Raw genomic sequence first — 16,121 nt, forward strand, 5'->3', positions numbered from 1 at the left:
TTTTAATTCTCTCGGGGATAAACAACATGAATGAATATTCCGTTACCCGGCGCGCGCGCCGGCGGCCGCTGTCGCGCGCGCTTTGCGGCCGCATCCTGTCGGCCAAGCCGCTGTCGTGCTTGTCGTTGGCCTTGTCGCTCGCCTGCGGTTTCGTCGTCGACGCGCACGCCGCCGAACGCGCGAACGCCGCGCCGCAGGATCCGGCGCTGGCCCAGCGCCTGCGCGTGGAAGAATCGCTGTCGCGCATCGACCGCCAGCTCTACGCCGGTTACTTCCGCCAGGCGTACGCGCGCTATCCGTCGATTCCGGCCGGCACATTGGAGGCGGTGGCCTACGTCACCACGCGCTGGCAGCACCTGCAGCCCGATGGCGCCGGCTACGGCGAGCAGCACCAGCACATGCCGCGCGCCTACGGCGTCATGGGCCTGTACCGCGGCGAGGGTTTCGCCGATCAGGTCGGCGAGGGCGCGCGTCTGCTCGGCGTGCCTGCGCAACGGGTGATGCGCGATCCGGCCAGCAACATCCTCGCCGCCGCGGCCTTGCTCGACCGCGAACTGCGCGCCGATGCGGTGAACGCGAAGTCGCCGGTGGAAGCCACCCGCGCCGCGCTGGAGCGCTACGCCGGCTTCGCGCCCGCCGGCGCCGGCGCCGCGGCCAAGAGCGCGGTGCAGGCGCATGCGCGCGCCAGCTTCGCCTTCGACGTGCTGTCGGTGCAGGACAAGGGCGTCAACGACCGCGGCATCGTCGTGCCCGAACGCGCGGTGGCCTGGGAACGCGCCTTCGACGCGCCGGCGCTGCTGCGCCTGCGCGCGCCGTTCGTGCGCCTCGACGTCGCCGCCGACAAGGTCGAAGCGCTCGGTGCCGACGGTGGCTGGCGCATCGATCCGCTCGACGAAACCCTGCGCGCGCCGGCCGGCTCGCGCAGCGAGGCCGCGGCGGCGGAGAAGAGCACCGACTACCCGCCGGCGCTGTGGGTGGCCTCGCCGTACCACTCCACGCGCACGTCCTACGACTCGGTCACCATCCACACGATGCAGGGCTATTACGCCGGCAGCATCTCGTGGTTCCAGAACAATCCCAACAGCGTCAGCGCGCACTACCTGATCCGCAGCTCCGACGGCCAGATCACCCAGATGGTGCGCGAGAACCGCGCGGCCCATCACGTCGGCGTGCACAACAAGACCACGCTCGGCATCGAGCACGAAGGCTTCATCGCCAACGCCAGCTGGTACACGGCGGCGATGTACAACGCCTCGGCCGCGCTGACCCGGCACTTCTGCGCGACTTACTCCGCGATCGGTTGCGCCAGCGCGTTCAAGGGCCCGGGCGGCACCGGCATCAACGTGTTGCCGGCCAGCGTCAAGGTCAAGGGCCATCAGCACTACAGCAGCCAGACCCACACCGACCCCGGCCAGTACTGGGACTGGGCGCGTTACTACAACCTGCTCAACCCGGGCACGCCCGGCGGCGGCAGCGTGATCGACAGCTTCGAAAGCTCGGTCGGCCACTTCGACAGCGCGCCGGCGTATTCGGGCAGCACCACCGGCATCTCCGCCGCGTCGCTGGCCGAGCGCAACTGCACCACGCGCAAGAACGGCGAGTGCTCGTTGCGGGTGTTGCTCAAGGACGATGCGGCCAGCGCCAACGCATGGGCGGTGCGGCTGCTGTCCGGTGGCGGCAATCCCGGCAGCAACGCCGCGCTGACCCGCGCCGGCGGCAAGGTCGGCGTCTGGGTCTACACCGGCGCCAGCGGCCTGAGCGCGGCGGTCGGCATCGACGACAGCGACGGCACCGAGCGTTCGGTCGCGCGCGCGATTCCGGTGAACACATGGACTTACCTGGAGTGGCGCCTCGACGACGATGCCCAGTGGGACGCGTGGGTCGGCGGCGCCAACGGCGCGATCACCGCGGCCACGGTCAAGCTCGACGCGGTGTGGCTGTACCGCGACCAGACCTCGTTCGACGTCAACGTGTACCTCGACGACGTGCAAGTGAAGAACTGAGCGCCCGGCGCGCCGGCCGCGATCCCGCGGCGGCCGGCGCGCCGGCTCTCGGCGACGATCCGCAACCGGGCTTGCGCCGTTGTGGGAGGGCCTTCAGGCCCGACGCTGTCCGCTCCACTCAGGCCGAACCCGCAGACCCGCGTCACCGGGAATCCGCATGAACGATCCGCACTCATCGTCGCCGCGCCGCGCGCCCACTTGGCTGGCGATCCTCGCGCTGCTGCTCGCCGGCGCTGTCTTCGCCGCCCAATGGGTGCGCGAACGCGCCGCCGCGAACGCGCCGCTCGCCGCATCCGCGGCGGCGTCTTCGCAGCATCCGCTCGGCGCCGTTTCCAGCGACCGCCTGTTGCGCATCCGCGTGCGCGACAGCGTCGACGGCGGCGCGCTCGACGCCAACGTCAGCGTCCATCCGCTCGATGCCGGCGCGCAGGTGCGCGCGCTCGCCGCCGATCCGTCCGTGCGCGGCGCGCGCAGCGCCGCCCTGGCCGCCGGCGAATACGAACTGCGCATCGGCGCCGCCGGTCACCAGCGCCTGAGCACGCGCGTACGCATCGATGCCGCGCAACCCTTGCCGTTGACGATGTGGCTGCCGCCGACGGTGGCGTCCGACGCGCTCGACCGCCTCGCGCTGAAGGCCGCGGCCTGCGCGCGCTGCGCTGTGTTCAGTGGCCGCGTCTTCGACGCCGCCAGCGGCGAGCCGCTGGCCGGCGCGCGCGTGCGCAGCAGCCAGGGCCGCCGCACCCGCAGCGACCGCGACGGTTATTTCGAACTGCCCGCGCAGCTGCCCGTCGAAGCGTCCGCCGCCGATGCGCTGCCGGCCACGCTCGATCTCACCGTCGAATCGCCCGGCCATCGCGGCCGCGTATTCGCCGGCCTGCCGCTGCTCAACGACGCGCGCGCGCTGATCGTCGATCTCGAACCCGGCCAGGGCCTGACCCGCAGCGACCGCCGCCACGTGCAGCAGCGCGCCCGCGCCAGCGCCGACCTGCAGCGGCCGATGCCGGCCGCCGACGCCGCGCAGGCGCGCGCCGATGCGGACGCCGCCGCGCGCCCGCTCGACCCGACGCGCCCGGCGACGGTCGCGCGCGCGCAAGCCCTGGCCGCGCAATCGGCCAACGTGCCGGTGCCGGCCAGCATCCGCGTCGGCACCAATTGTTCCGGGCGCTCGTGCAGTTCGGTGTCGGTGTACGCGTTCGAGGACTACGTCGGCCGCGGCCTCGACGAAGAATGGATCGCGTCGTGGAACCCGCAATCGCTCGCCGCCGGCGCGGTCGCCTATCGCAGCTACGCCGCGTATTACGTCGCGCATCCGATCAACGGCCGCTACGACATCTGCGCCAGCACCTCGTGCCAGGCCTTCGACGGCGACAGCGTATCGGCCACCGTCGCCGCCGCCGCGGCCACCCGCGGCGTGGTCCTGACCCGCGACGGCGCCAGCGCCGCCTTCAGCGAGTATTCCTCGGAAAACAACGCCTGGGACGATCCGTCCGACGGCCTGTCCTGCGTCAACACCGACCTGAGCTGCGGCAACGGCCGCAACGGTTCGCCGCGCAACGGCTGGCCGTGCCTGTCCGACGAAGTCGGGCGCGGCCGCGGCTGCTTCGGCCACGGCCGCGGCATGAGCCAGTGGGGCACCCAGCGCTGGGCCGCGAACAACGGCCGCGACTGGCGCTGGATCGCCAACCACTACTTCAACGGCAACAACGCGCCCGCCGGCCAGCGCAACGCCTACCTCGCCAACGACGGCGCCGGCCCGGGCCCGGGCGCGGTGGTGCTGGACGATTTCGAAACCGGCGTCGGCCGCTTCGACAGCGCGCCGACCTATTCGGGCAGCACGGTCGGAATCTCCGCCGCCTCGCTGGCGCAGCGCGACTGCGCCACCCGCCGCAACGGCGCGTGTTCGCTGCGGGTGTTGCTCAAGGACGATCCCGGCGTCGCCAGCGCGTGGTCGGTACGGCTGCTGTCCGGCGGCGGCACCCCGGCCAACAACGTCGAGCTGATCCGCGCCGGCGGCAAGGTCGGCCTGTGGATCTATACCGGCGGCAGCGGCCTGCGCGCCGCGCTGAGCGTCGACGACAGCGACGGCACCGAGCGCAGCGTCGAACGCGCGATCCCGGCCAACCAATGGACGTACCTGGAATGGACGCTCGCCGACGACGCGCACTGGAACGCCTGGGCCGGCGCCAGCAACGGCCGCATCGACGCCGCCGGCGTGCGCCTGGACGCGGTCTGGCTGCTGCGCGAACAGACCAGTTTCGACGTCAACCTCTATCTCGACGATGTGCAGATCGTCCATTGACCCCCGCCACCACCGTGCCGCCCGCGCGGCGGCCACCCACCCAGGAGCCGCACCCGTGAACGTCCGAGCCAACCGTTTCCGCACCCGCAGCGCGCTGGCGCTGCTGGCCTTCGCCTCGCTGTTCGGCACCGCCGCGCAGGCCGCGCCGACCTTCCAGATGCCGTTCCCTTGCGGCCAGGTCTGGGAGGGGCAGACCCGCACCAACCACAATCCGCAGAACTCGGTCGACTTCAACCGCGCCAACGACGAGGGCGACACCGTCGTCGCCGCTGCGGCCGGCACCGTCAGCGTGGTGCGCAACCTCGGCAGCACCAGCTACGGCAAGTACGTGGTGATCGACCACGGCGGCGGTTGGAGCACGCTGTACGCGCACTTGAACTCGTACTCGGTCTCGGTCGGCCAGAACGTGGCGATCGGCAAGTCCATCGGCACCGTCGGCAGCACCGGCGGCTCGACCGGCCCGCACCTGCACTTCGAACAACGCCTCAACGGCGCGGCGCAGAAGATCAAGTTCAACGGCGCGCAGATCGCCTACTGGGGCAGCGCCAGCTACACCAGCCGCAACTCCTGCGGCGGTGGCGGCGGCGCGGCCGGCACGGTCAACACCAGCGGCACCCCGCTGAACGTGCGTTCGGGTCCGGGCACGTCGTACTCGATCGTCGGCAGCCTCGCCGACGGCGCGCAGGTGACGATCCAGTGCCAGACCACCGGCACCTCGGTCAGCGGCACCTACGGCACCAGCAATATCTGGAACCGGATCGGCAGCGGTCGCTTCATCCCCGACGCCTACACCTACACCGGCTCGGACGGACGGGTGGCGCCGAACTGTTGACGGCGCGCCGCGCCGGCGTCCGCTTCGTTTGCGAAGCGGGCGCCGGTCGTTGCGTTGAAGGCGGGGACTCTCAAGTCCGCTATGGCGGCGAATGGCGCAATCGACCAAAGCCGTTGGTCCGGCGAAAGCCGGAACCCATCCTGATCCGGTGGCCGCGGCGTCCCGCGAAACCGAACGCCTCCGCCGCCAGCCGTTATCCTGCCCCCATGCGCACGCATCGCCACTCCGCATGAACCTCAAGCAGGCCTTGCCGATCGCCGTGGTCTCCGCCGCGATCGGCGCCGTCGCCGGCGGCGCCTACGTGCGCCACCGCGACCGCGTCGAGCCCGCGCCGGCGCTCGCCGCCGCGCCCGCGGACGCCGCCGCCGCGCCCGCGCGCGACGATGCCAGCGTCGAGGGCGGCGGCGAGGCCGGCTCGCCGTACCCGCGCTACCTCGCCCTCGGCAACGGCGCTCCGGCCAGCTTCGAAGCGCTGCGCAAGCGCGCGGCGTCCGATCCGGCGTTCCTGCAGGACCTGCTGCAGCGCTTCCGCAACGACCCCCAGCCCGACGCGCGCGGCGAACTGCTGGCGCTGCTGCAGGCGGTGGGCGGCGAGGACGTGCTGCGCTACGCGCTGTCGCTGGCCGCCAGCACCCGCGGCCAGGACGAGCGCGCCGGGCTCGACCTGCTCGGCGGCTACTCGCTGGAGCGCGCCGAGGTGCGCGAGGCGTTGCTGGCGAAACTGCGCGCCGGCGGCGATGCGCAGCGCGAAGTCGAGCTGATCCGCCTGTTGACCCCGGCCGCGGTCGCCGACGAGGACGCAGCGCTGGTGGCCGCGCAGCTGGCGACGCTGGCGCGCGACCCCGATCCGGAGGTGCGCGCCGAGGCGGTGTTCCAACTGGCGCAGTGGGCCGATCCCGTCCAGGCCGAAGACGCGCTGCACCGCGCCCTGCTCGACCCGGCCGCGGCGGTGCGCAGCAAGGCGATCAACGCCGTGGCCGGCTCGCACGCGCGCAGCGAGCGGCTCAAGGACGCGCTGCTGGCGATCGCCGCCGACCCGGCCAGCGCGCCGGGCGACCGCGGCGCGGCCGCGCTGGCGCTGCAGGACTTCCGCCTCAGCCGCGCCGAGTACGCCCTGTGGAAGCGCGCCCAGGCCCGCGCCGACGCCGAGAGCGGCGAGGGCGGCTGAACCGCCCGGCGCGCGCCGACGATCGGATTCGCAGCCAGGACGTGACCGTCGGCAGAGAAAGACACACGCCTGAACGGATTTGGCTGAACGGGCTTGCGAGCGGTATACGCAGAAAAAGCCATCAGAATCAAGCGGCTAGCCTGTCGGATGGGTCCCCAGGGGCGAATTCAGCCAGGCGCGGAGGGTAAATTTCCTGCTTCGGACCGATTGATTTTCGCCGCGCAGGCCACTACGGTGTGCGTGCTGAGTTAGTCAAGGGTCACCGTAGGTCGTGACCCGATGCCGTAGATCGTCGATCCATAGATCCACTCCATCGTCCCACGCTTCCTCCTTGCGACCAGCTCCAACGCCGCGAAAGCGGTACTTCAACATTATGTTTCAAGGAGTTAGCAAACATGGCTGATCGCGAGACCGGCACTGTCAAGTGGTTCAACGATGCTAAGGGCTTCGGCTTCATCTCCCGCGAGAGCGGCGACGATGTGTTCGTGCACTTCCGCGCCATCCTCGGCAATGGCTTCAAGAGCCTGCAGGAAGGCCAGAAGGTGTCCTTCATCGTGACCCAGGGCCAGAAGGGCCTGCAGGCCGATCAGGTGCAGCCGCTCTAAGCGGCCCGCCTGCCAAGGCATCTGCTCAAAGCAGTTCGAAAAGCCCGGCGCAAGCCGGGCTTTTCTTTTGCGCGTCCGCCGGGCCCGCCGCCGCGCAACCGGCCGGCCGCGTACTTTCCTTTGCCCGTCGTCGGCGCGACCATGGTGCGCCCGATCCCGCGAGCGCCGCCGATGCTGCCCGATAACGAGTCCGACTACGAAGACGACGGCCACGACTTCGCCGGCGACGACGGCGAGGACCTCGACGACGAGGCCCTGGTCTGGCAGTTGCTGCTGCTGATCAACCCCGGCGACGAAGACACCGCGCTGCAGCAGTTCGCCCGCTACCGCGAGGCGCGCGAGGACAGCGGCGACGAGGACGAGCCGGTCGACACCGTGCGCGAGGCGATCGACTGGACCTCGGGCTTCTACGTCGACTGGAAGGACACGCCGAGCTTCGTCGATGTGATCGACCAGCTCGCCGCGCGCTGGAACCTGCGCATCGACTGGGGCGTGGAAGACCCGTCCGACGAGGACTTCCTCGACGGCGTCGACGTCCCCGAGCTGATGGCCATCGCCTACGACCGCCTGCGCGAGCACGGCTACACGCTGTGGAACTACGACACCGGCGGCGACGCGTACGCGGGCTGGATCGCATTGCGGCGCGACGACGAGAACATGAAGGCGGTGGCGAGGGGGCTGGGGATCGACGTGCAGCCGGCCAACGAGGCGTTCTGAGATTCGTCGGGGCTGAGACAAGAGCGTCGGGCCTGAAGGCCCTCCCACAGAAGCAGGCCCTCCCGGGAGCAGGTCCTCCCCTGCCGGCGAAGACTGGCGCACTCCTGTGGGAGGGCCTTCAGGCCCGACGCTTTTGTTCCAGCCGCTGCGATCCTTCAATGCCTGCAGAACGCCGCCACCCGCGGATGCCGCTGCTCGAACGTCCCGAGCTTGCCGAACAGTCCATCGAAGTAACCCACCGCGATCGCCACCACCTTGCGCAGCTTGTGCTCCTCGCACACCAGCACGCAGGCCACCTGGTGCAGGGTCAGCAGTTCGATCAGCCAATGGATCGACCAGCGCGAGGCGTTGGAGCGCAGCGCGTGCACCGCGTTGCGCGAGGCGTAGTAGCGGCGCCAGGCGACGTGGTTGCTGGTCGAGAAGATCCCGCGCTTGACGTACTGGCCGACCTGCTGGCGCATCTCCACCGCGGCGTTGACCAGCACCGGCACGCCGTTGCGGGTCGCGCGCAGGCCGTATTCGATGTCGACGTACTCGATGAAGTAGTCCTCGCGGAATTCGCCGATGCGCGCGAACGCCGCCGCCGACACCGCCGAGCCGGAGGAAATCACGAACAGCGTCGGCACCAGTCCGTCGCGGCGCTCGTCGATGCGCTCGGGCTTGGGCATGCGCGGCTGCGGCGCGAACACCGGCAGATAGCGGCCCAGGTTCACCTCGAACACCTTGGGTCCGACGATGAAGGCCTCGCCGTCGACGCGGGCGCGCGCGCAGGCGCGCATCATGCCGTCGAAGAAGTCCGCGCCGAGCTGCGAATCCTGGTCGAGCAGGAACACCACCTCGCGGCCGGCCGCGTACAGCGCGGCGGCGCCGCGGTTGTAGGCGCCGGAGATGCCGCCGCGGTTGCCGTTGTGCAGCACCTCGATGCCGCGCGCGCGCAGCCGCGCGTGCAAGGCCGCATCGGCGTGCGGCGAGTTGTCGACCGCGATCAGGTGGCGGCAGGCGGCGCGCACGCGTTCGAGGTGGTCGACGTGCTCGGGCTGGGGTTGCCACAGCACCGCCACCGCGCCGTAGGAATCGGGGTCGACCGATGCGGTCGCGCGCGCGCCGGACGGGCCGTCGGCGCGATCGGCCGGTTCGTCGTCCACGCGCGGAAAACCGGCGTCGTTCATGCCGCCGCCCGCAGCGGCACGGCGTCCGCGGCCGGCGCATGCGAGCGTTCGCGCAGCAGGCCCATGGCGATCGCGCGGACGCGGTCGACCTGTTCGCGCGACAACGAGGCGGTGTCGCAGGTGAACACGAAGTCCAGCTCGCCCGCGTAGCCCGAACTCAGGATCGCGGTGGTGCTGCGCCACGGCAGGCGCGCGGTCGGGCTGTAGACGGTCTCCACGCGGAAGCCGGGATAGTCCTGCGGAATGTCGATGCGGCCGATGTTGGAGATGGTGGTGTCGAACTTGTCCAGGTCCGAGCGGCGCTCGGCGACGAACTGGGCGAAGATCGAATGCATCATCTCCAGGCCGATGAAGTATTCGTGCACGTTGCGGCTCATGCGCTCGACCTTCTGGTTGAGCCGGCCCTTGAACGCGCGCGCCTGCGCCCAGAACGCGGCGTCGTCGACGCGCTCGGGCGGCAGCTGCGTGTCCAGCGGGACGATCGCGCCCGGCGAGGCCGCGAACAACTGGTCGGGCAGGATCAGCGGCAGGAACTTGCGCACGTCGACCGGGGCGAAGATCTTGCCGGTGGCGGCGGCGCCCTTGACCGTGCGGAACGCCAGCGAGAACGCCACCGACATCGCCGCGAACACGGTCACGCCCTCGGCCTTGGCGCGCGCGGCCAGCGCGGCGGTGTCCTCGCGCGAGAGCTTCCAGTGCAGGACGAAGAACTCGCCCTGCGGCACCGGCGGGCGCCGGCGCCGCAGCGAGAAGAACAGCCGGAACGCCAGCGCCTTCCAGCCCGCGCTGCGGCGCACGCGGCGGTCGTTGATCACCTCGGCCGGCAGGATGTCGGCGAGCGCGTTGAAGCCGGTGTGGACGCCGATGTCGAGTTCCGGCTCGGCGCACAGCGCGAGGATCTCGCGCAGCAGGGTCAGCATCGACATGCCGTCGCATATCACGTGGTGGCAGGCCAGCAGCAGTTCGCCGACCTCGCCCTGGGCGTCGCTGCCGCGCACCCAGGTCAGCCGGATCAGCGGCGCGTGCGCGCTGTCGAAGCGGGTTTCGCGTTCCAGGTGCGACTGGCGCTGCCATTCCTCGGCATCGACGCGCTCGGCGATGCGCAGCGGGATCGGCGCGGGATCGTCCTCGCGCACGATGGTCGGCGGATCGCCGTCCTCGATCGAGCAGCGCAGCATCGGGTGCTTGCGCTGGACCCGGTCGAGCGCGGCGCGCAGCCGCTGCGGATCGAGCGCGCCGCGCACGCGCGCGGCCTGGACGATGGTGAAAGTGGCGTCGCGATCCACGTACATGACGCGTTCGCACAGCATCATCTTGCGTTTCATCGGGAGGGCTCGTGTGGGGAGGCGGAAGCGTTGCGGGGTGGGGCCCTCACCCCAACCCCTCTCCCGTCGCCGGGAGAGGGGCGTTGTCGCGGTCAGCAGTCGGGAATGACGGCGCCGGCGTTGTCGCGGGCTTCGTCGTTGCCCCAGCGGCTGAGGTAGTAGGCCGAGACCCAGGCGCCGGCCGGACCGACGTCGAGATCGGTCTTGAGCCAGTAGTGGTTGTAGGACGCGCCGTTGCGCACTTCCTCGCCCCAGGCCTTGCAGTAGACGTAGTTGGTGCCCTGGTTGAGCGTGCCGACCGGGGTCAGCGTCGACGGCCACTTGTAGCCGGTGGCGTTGGCGAAGGTGTCGACCCAGTACTTGCCCGGCGGGTTCGGGTTGCCGCCGCCGCCATTGATCAGGTTGTAGTAGTTCGCCCACGGGAAGTATTTGCCCGGGTCGTAGCGGTTCTGGTTGCCCGAGAGCATGCCGTGGCCCTTTACGCGCACGCTGTCGGGAACCAGGTGGAAGGTGTCGTAACCCGGTCCCTTCCAGGCGCTGGCGCAATTGACGCCGCGGCGCGCGCAGATGCTCTTGGTCAGCCGCGCGGACGCGTTGACCATCGCCGCCGACCAGTTGCCGGCGTCGGCGGCGCGGCCGTCGTGCTCGATGCCGACGGTGTAGTAGTTATGGTTCTTGGCGTGCCAGGCCTGGTGGTACTCGCGCACCATCTGGGTGATCTGGCCGTCGGACTTGCGGATCAGGTAGTGCGCGGAGACCTGCGCGCTGGGGTTCTGGAACCACGAGATCGAGCCCGCGTACGAGCCCTCCATGGTGTGCATGATCACCGCGCTGGCCTGGTTGGAGGCGGTGCTGTAGTTGCTGGAACTGGCGGGGTTCCAGATCGCCTCGCCGAAGTCCACCGCCTTGGCGCCGACGTCGGTCGCCGGCGCCGCCGCGCGCGCGATGTCGCGGCTCAACGCGGGATTCAAGCGCACGCTGTCGTCGGCGGCATCGAGCAGCAGCGCGGGCGCGCGCAGCTTGCGCAACTGCGCGGCATCGAACGCGCGCTCCAGCCGCAACGGTTGCGGCGCGATCTTCACCCCTTGCGCGTCCACGCCGTGCTGCAGCGTTTGCAGCACGCCGTAGGCGAAGCTCTGCCGCGCGTAGTCGGCGATGCCGCCGTTGCTGGCGCCGTAGCCGGCGTAGCGCGCGAGCGCGGCGGCCATGTCCTCGGGCTGGGCCAGCGCGCGGCTGCGCTTATCGGCCTGGCTCGCGCCGAGCGCGCGATCGAGCAGGGCGGCGGCGGCGAGGATGTTGCTTTCCGGATCGTCGATCACCTGCTGCGCGGTACGGCCGGTCAGGCGCGCGCCTTCGCCGACCTGGTCGGCGAAACCGCCGCCGTGGTACAGGCCCATGACGCCGTAGGAGCGCGGCATGTGCAGGTCGTTCGGGTCCTGCGCGTGCGGGCGCACGTGCACCCAGTTGGTCTCGCTGTAGGCGATGGCTTCCAGCGCGCCGGCGGGCAGGTTGGGGTAGCGCGCGTAGGCGCGGCGGAAGTATTCGGGATAGGCCGCGCGCGCGACCTGCGCGGCGACGGTGGCGTTGGCGCGATCGAGTTCGAAGCGCAGCGCGGCCGCGTCGGGCGTGGCGGCGGCGCTCAGCGGGCCCAGCAACAAGACGCCGCCGAGGGCTGCGGCGAGGGTGTGCGAATGCATCGGACGATCTCCTTCGGACGCGGCCGCGTGCGGACGCGTGTTGGCATGGCAAGCATGGATCCCGTGCGTTCATTGTCTTGAGCGGGCAAGCGCGTTACGTGATCGCCTGCCGGAAACCGTCGCGAGATGACACGGCGATCTGTGCCCGCGTTTCCATATCCGGCGTTTGATCGCGCGCACGCTTGTCGGTTCACGCTGGTGAACGCGCGCGCGGCGGTGGATCGATGCGGTCGCGGCGCTCGCGACGGGCTTGCGAGGCGTCGTGCGCGCGGTGGCGCGCGTAATGCGATGTGGGCTAGAACGCGCCGATGCGGTCGGCGCGCAAGCGGATCACGGCGAACGCGCGCGTCGCGTCGCGATGGCGCGGCCGATGCGCGGCAGCGCGCGCGGTGTCCGGCTTACCAGCTGTCTTCGAGGTAGCGCGGCCGGCAGGCCATGCGTCCGCCGGCGATCAGCACCAGCAGGCAGCCGCCGAGCATCGCGAACGGCCACACCCAGCCGTGGCTGAGCTCGTGCAGCCAGCCGAACGTCAGCGGACCCAGGCAGCTGAGCGTGTAGCCCAGGCCCTGCATGAAGCCCGACAGCGCGGCCGAGCCGGCCGGCGTGCGCGTGCGCAGGTTGATCAGGGTCAGCGCCAGCGGGAAGGTGCTCGGGCCCAGGCCGATCAAGGCGACCCACAGGAACGTGCCGTGCATCGGCGCCAGCAGCAGGCCGGCGAAGCCGCCCAGGTAGCACAGCACGCAGGCCAGCACGATCGGGAACGGATTGGCGATGCGCACCGCCAGCGCCGGCATGGTCAGCGCGCTGATCATGCCCAGGGTCGAGAACAGCGCGACCATCGCGCCGCCCAGCGCGGGGCTGCCGCCGGCTTCGACCAGCAGCTTGGGCAGCCAGGTGAACATCGAATAGGTCACCAGCGAGGTCATGCCGAACATCAAGGTCATGCCCCAGGCCACCGGCGAGCGCCAGACCTTGCCGCGCGCCGCGGCGGCCGGCAGTTCCGGCGCTGCGTCGCCGCCGGCGACCGCGCGGTCGTGGGCCTGCGCGAGCGCGCGCGCCTGCGCCGAGCGGCCGCGCGCTTCCATCCACAGCACGCTGATCCACGGCAGCGCCGCGGCCGCGGCGACCAGCGACCACGAGGCCAGCGAGATCCGCCAGCCGGCGGCCTGCGCCAGCGGCACTGCGGCCAATGCGGGCAGGATCGTGCCGAGCTGCAGCACGGTGATGTAGGCGGTGCTGACGGCGCCGACGCGGTCGCCGAAATAGCGTTTCACCAGCGGCGGCAGCACCACGTTGCCGACGCCCATGCCGGCCAGCGCCACCGCGTTGGCGGCGAGCAGTTGCCAGGTGTCGCCGACGAAGCCGCGCGCGAGCAGGCCCAGAGCCGCCACCGCCATCGCCAGCAGCGCCGCGCGCTCCAGGCCGATGCGATGGGCCAGCGCGGGCGTGGCCACGCCGAACAGCGCGAACGCGGCGGTGGGAACCATGCCGAACACGCCGGTCATGGTCGCGCCGAAGCCGAATTCGCGGCCCAGCGCATCCAGCAGCGGGGTCAGCGAGGTCACCGCGGTGCGCAAGGTGAACGCCGACAGCACGATGCCGGCCAGGACCCAGGCGCGTCCCTGCCAGAGCGGGCGGACGGCGGAAGCGGGGACGGCGTTGGCGCTCATGGCGGAAGGCTTCGACGGTTGGATTGCGGGTACGACGAGCGGCGCCAGGCCGCGCGCCGCGCACGTCGCGGTTCGCTCGGGCGCGCCGGCGCGGCGCGCGGTGGGATCGAATGAATCGGGGAAGAGGCGGGCGACAGTGTGGCCACAGCGTGCGGTCCGCGCCAGCGCCGGTGCGGCAACGGTCAGTTGCGGCAAAGTCGCCGGCCGTTTGGGTTGCTGTCGTTGAACGAGGCCGAATCGGTGTTGCCGGCGCACGCCGGCGCTGGCGAAAGAACCCTGGGGACGACGACGCGATGCGCTCGTGCCGGCGCCGGCGCCATGTCGATCGCCGCTCCCCACGGACAATGGAACGCATCGATCCGCCGGTGCGGCCGGCCCGGTCTTGATGGCGGCCGGCGCCGGCCGCATCGTGTAGGCCAATCGCCGAATCGCGCGCTGCGCGGAGCCTTGCCATGAATTCGACCGCCGTTTCCCCCACCCCGAAGGTCAAGATCGATTTCGTTTCCGACGTGGTCTGCCCGTGGTGCGCGGTCGGCCTGAATTCGCTGGAGCAGGCCATCGCCCGGCTCGACGGCGAGGTCGAGGTCGAACTGCATTTCCAGCCGTTCGAGCTCAATCCGCAGATGGCGCCGGAGGGCGAGAACATCGACGAGCACCTGGCGCACAAGTACGGCCTCGGCGCCGAGCAACTGGCGAGCAACCGCGAAGCGCTGCGCCAGCGCGGCGCCGCGCTCGGCTTCGCGTTCGGCGAGCGCGACCGCATCTACAACACCTTCGACGCCCACCGCCTGCTGCATTGGGCCGGCACCCAGGGCACGGACGCCGAGCGCGCGCTCAAGCACGCGCTGCTGAAGGCCTACTTCACCGACGGGCGCGACGTGTCCTCGCGCGAGGTGCTGGCGGCGGTCGCCGGCGAGAGCGGCCTGGACGCGCAGCGCGCCCGCGCCGTGCTCGATTCCGACGAGTACGCGCAGGACGTGCGCCAGCAGGAACGCTTCTACCAGGAGGCCGGGATCAGCGCGGTGCCGTCGGTGATCATCAACGACCGCCATCTGATCCAGGGCGGGCAGCCGGTGGAGCAGTTCGAAGCGGCGCTGCGGCAGATCGCGGCGCAGGGCGGCGGGCGCGGTTGAGGCTTCGCGGCGGCATCGCGTCGAGTCGATTCGCGCCGGTTGAAAACAGGATGACGACGGCGGCATCGCCCTGAGCGATGCCGTCGTCTTTCTTGGCGCGCGCCGTGCTTGTTGCTTGGTCGCGCCTCATCGTCGCCAGTCCCGTGTCCGCAGACGCCAGCCGTTCTCTTCGCGCCTCCCGCATCGCAGCACGCCTCGCCCGCGCGCGGTGACCGCCGCCCGTTTATACCGAGACCTTACGAGCGGATCGCGCACGCGGCCGCCGTCGCGGCCGCGCTTGCAACAACGCTGCCATCGCGGCCCAGGCAAGCTCCGGCGTTCGCCCAGACGCCAGGACCGTTGCCATGCTCCGACCCGTTTCCTCCACGCTGCGCCGCGCCGTGCGCGCGGCCGTCGCCGGCCTCGGCCTGCTCGCCGCCTTCGGCGCCAACGCCGCCGCGCTGTCCGCGGCCAATGCCGCCGACCGCGCCGCGCTCGCCCTGCGCTGGGCGCCGGTGCACTATCAGGATGTCGACCAGACCGGCAGCCATGCCCTCGGCGGCGCCGCCGACTACATCGCCCGCTACGACTTCGACGGCGACCTCGACGCGCGCAACAACTGGGACCGCGCCGGCCAGGCCGCGTACCCGCTGGCCGCCCACGCCTATTACTCGGTGGTCGAGACCGCGACCCACTGGTACATCACCTACCTGTTCTTCCACCCGCGCGACTGGACCGACTCGTTCTTCGACACCGAACACGAGAACGACGCCGAAGGCGTGATGTTCGCCGTCGCCCGCGACGGCAGCGCCTACGGCACGCTCAAGGCCGCCGTCACCGTCGCCCACACCGATTTCTTTTCCTACGTCCCCGCCGGCAGCGACTGGACCGGCAACGCCGAGAACGTCGACGGCAGCCTGTCGTTCCTGAGCTACCTCGGCGCCCCGCACCCGGTGACCGCGCAGGAAGCCAAGGGCCACGGCCTCAAGGCCTGGCCCGCGTACGACATCAAGGGCGACGGCGTCGTCTACTACCCCTCGCTGACCGTGGCCGAAGTCCCCTCAAGCCCCGACGACCGCGACGTCAAATACAAGCTCATCGACATCTTCGAACCCGGCGGCATGTGGGACCAGCGCAACAACCCGTCGCTGTTCGCCGGCTATGGCAGCTTCGCCGGCGACAAGAGCGGCGGCTGCGGCAGCGGCGCGATCGGCTGCAGCGTCAACGCGGCGAACGCGCCGTGGGGCTGGGACGACAGCAACGACGGCCCGGGGCGCGGCGCGCTGGCGACGGATCCGGTGGGGCTGACGATGAACTACTTCCGGATTCCGGAGGCGGTGAGCGGGGCGTATAGCTATAACCCGTATCGGTGAGCCGGCTGCGGCTCGGCGATGGGGTCAGGCGAACGCAGGTGCATCAATCTTGTGCATGCGCCCAACGCACGAGTGTTTCGCGTCGAATGCCATCTGCTGCGATCAAGGTCGGCTATGCTTTCGGATGTCTGGTGCTCAAGGAAGAGTCGCG

General features: G+C 70.9%; 12 protein-coding genes and 1 pseudogene. 8 read left to right on the top strand and 5 right to left on the bottom strand.

What is annotated here, in order from left to right; all coding sequences use genetic code 11:
• The first annotated feature begins 26 nt into the window (after nucleotides 1–26).
• Nucleotides 27–2,003 (top strand): N-acetylmuramoyl-L-alanine amidase, encoded by a 1,977-nt coding sequence (locus JHW41_RS02875; protein ID WP_250448969.1) that lies wholly within the window; start codon nucleotides 27–29, stop codon nucleotides 2,001–2,003.
• Between the two features lie 89 nt (nucleotides 2,004–2,092).
• Here the strand turns inward: JHW41_RS02875 and JHW41_RS26270 are convergent.
• A pseudogene (locus JHW41_RS26270) lies at nucleotides 2,093–2,179 on the bottom strand (hypothetical protein); the annotation flags it as partial.
• Here JHW41_RS26270 and JHW41_RS02880 point away from each other — a divergent pair.
• The 5 genes from JHW41_RS02880 (at nucleotide 2,161) to JHW41_RS02900 (ending at nucleotide 7,624) form a co-directional block, all read left to right on the top strand.
• Nucleotides 2,161–4,302 (top strand): SpoIID/LytB domain-containing protein, encoded by a 2,142-nt coding sequence (locus tag JHW41_RS02880; RefSeq protein WP_250448970.1) that lies wholly within the window; start codon nucleotides 2,161–2,163, stop codon nucleotides 4,300–4,302. The pseudogene JHW41_RS26270 and the gene JHW41_RS02880 overlap by 19 nt on opposite strands.
• A gap of 55 nt (nucleotides 4,303–4,357) precedes the next feature.
• Nucleotides 4,358–5,134 carry a M23 family metallopeptidase gene (locus JHW41_RS02885; RefSeq protein WP_057949249.1) on the top strand — a complete coding sequence of 259 codons (777 nt, stop codon included), beginning with the start codon at nucleotides 4,358–4,360 and terminating at the stop codon, nucleotides 5,132–5,134.
• Nucleotides 5,135–5,363: 229 nt separating this feature from the next.
• A complete protein-coding gene (locus tag JHW41_RS02890; protein ID WP_250448971.1) occupies nucleotides 5,364–6,302 on the top strand; it encodes a HEAT repeat domain-containing protein in 939 nt (312 codons plus the stop codon).
• A 395-nt stretch (nucleotides 6,303–6,697) separates the two neighbouring features.
• On the top strand, nucleotides 6,698–6,907 hold the full coding sequence (locus JHW41_RS02895) for a cold-shock protein (protein WP_057949247.1): 210 nt from the start codon (nucleotides 6,698–6,700) through the stop codon (nucleotides 6,905–6,907).
• Between the two features lie 174 nt (nucleotides 6,908–7,081).
• Entirely contained in the window at nucleotides 7,082–7,624 is a 543-nt protein-coding gene (locus JHW41_RS02900; RefSeq protein ID WP_250451356.1) for a DUF6630 family protein, read from the top strand.
• A gap of 155 nt (nucleotides 7,625–7,779) precedes the next feature.
• Here JHW41_RS02900 and JHW41_RS02905 read toward each other — a convergent pair whose 3' ends face one another.
• The 4 genes from JHW41_RS02905 to JHW41_RS02920 all read right to left on the bottom strand — a co-directional run bounded on the left by JHW41_RS02905 (nucleotide 7,780) and on the right by JHW41_RS02920 (nucleotide 13,485).
• Entirely contained in the window at nucleotides 7,780–8,793 is a 1,014-nt protein-coding gene (locus JHW41_RS02905; RefSeq protein WP_250448972.1) for a glycosyltransferase, read from the bottom strand.
• Nucleotides 8,790–10,118 (bottom strand): condensation domain-containing protein, encoded by a 1,329-nt coding sequence (locus JHW41_RS02910; RefSeq protein ID WP_250448973.1) that lies wholly within the window; start codon nucleotides 10,116–10,118, stop codon nucleotides 8,790–8,792. Before JHW41_RS02910 ends, JHW41_RS02905 begins: the two co-directional genes overlap by 4 nt.
• Nucleotides 10,119–10,210: 92 nt before the next feature.
• Complete coding sequence (locus JHW41_RS02915; protein ID WP_250448974.1) at nucleotides 10,211–11,815, bottom strand: N-acetylmuramoyl-L-alanine amidase; 1,605 nt, start codon at nucleotides 11,813–11,815, stop codon at nucleotides 10,211–10,213.
• Between the two features lie 398 nt (nucleotides 11,816–12,213).
• Nucleotides 12,214–13,485 carry an MFS transporter gene (locus JHW41_RS02920; RefSeq protein ID WP_250448975.1) on the bottom strand — a complete coding sequence of 424 codons (1,272 nt, stop codon included), beginning with the start codon at nucleotides 13,483–13,485 and terminating at the stop codon, nucleotides 12,214–12,216.
• A 452-nt stretch (nucleotides 13,486–13,937) separates the two neighbouring features.
• Between JHW41_RS02920 and JHW41_RS02925 the strand changes: the two genes are divergently transcribed.
• Together JHW41_RS02925 and JHW41_RS02930 are read left to right on the top strand one after the other, a co-directional pair.
• The gene (locus JHW41_RS02925) at nucleotides 13,938–14,618 is read left to right on the top strand and encodes a DsbA family oxidoreductase (protein WP_250448976.1); all 681 of its coding nucleotides are present in this window, start codon (nucleotides 13,938–13,940) and stop codon (nucleotides 14,616–14,618) included.
• 344 nt (nucleotides 14,619–14,962) lie between these two features.
• Nucleotides 14,963–15,970 (top strand): hypothetical protein, encoded by a 1,008-nt coding sequence (locus JHW41_RS02930; RefSeq protein ID WP_250448977.1) that lies wholly within the window; start codon nucleotides 14,963–14,965, stop codon nucleotides 15,968–15,970.
• Nucleotides 15,971–16,121 lie beyond the last annotated feature (151 nt).

This window comes from Lysobacter enzymogenes (assembly GCF_023617245.1).
In the GTDB taxonomy this organism is placed as follows: domain Bacteria; phylum Pseudomonadota; class Gammaproteobacteria; order Xanthomonadales; family Xanthomonadaceae; genus Lysobacter; species Lysobacter yananisis.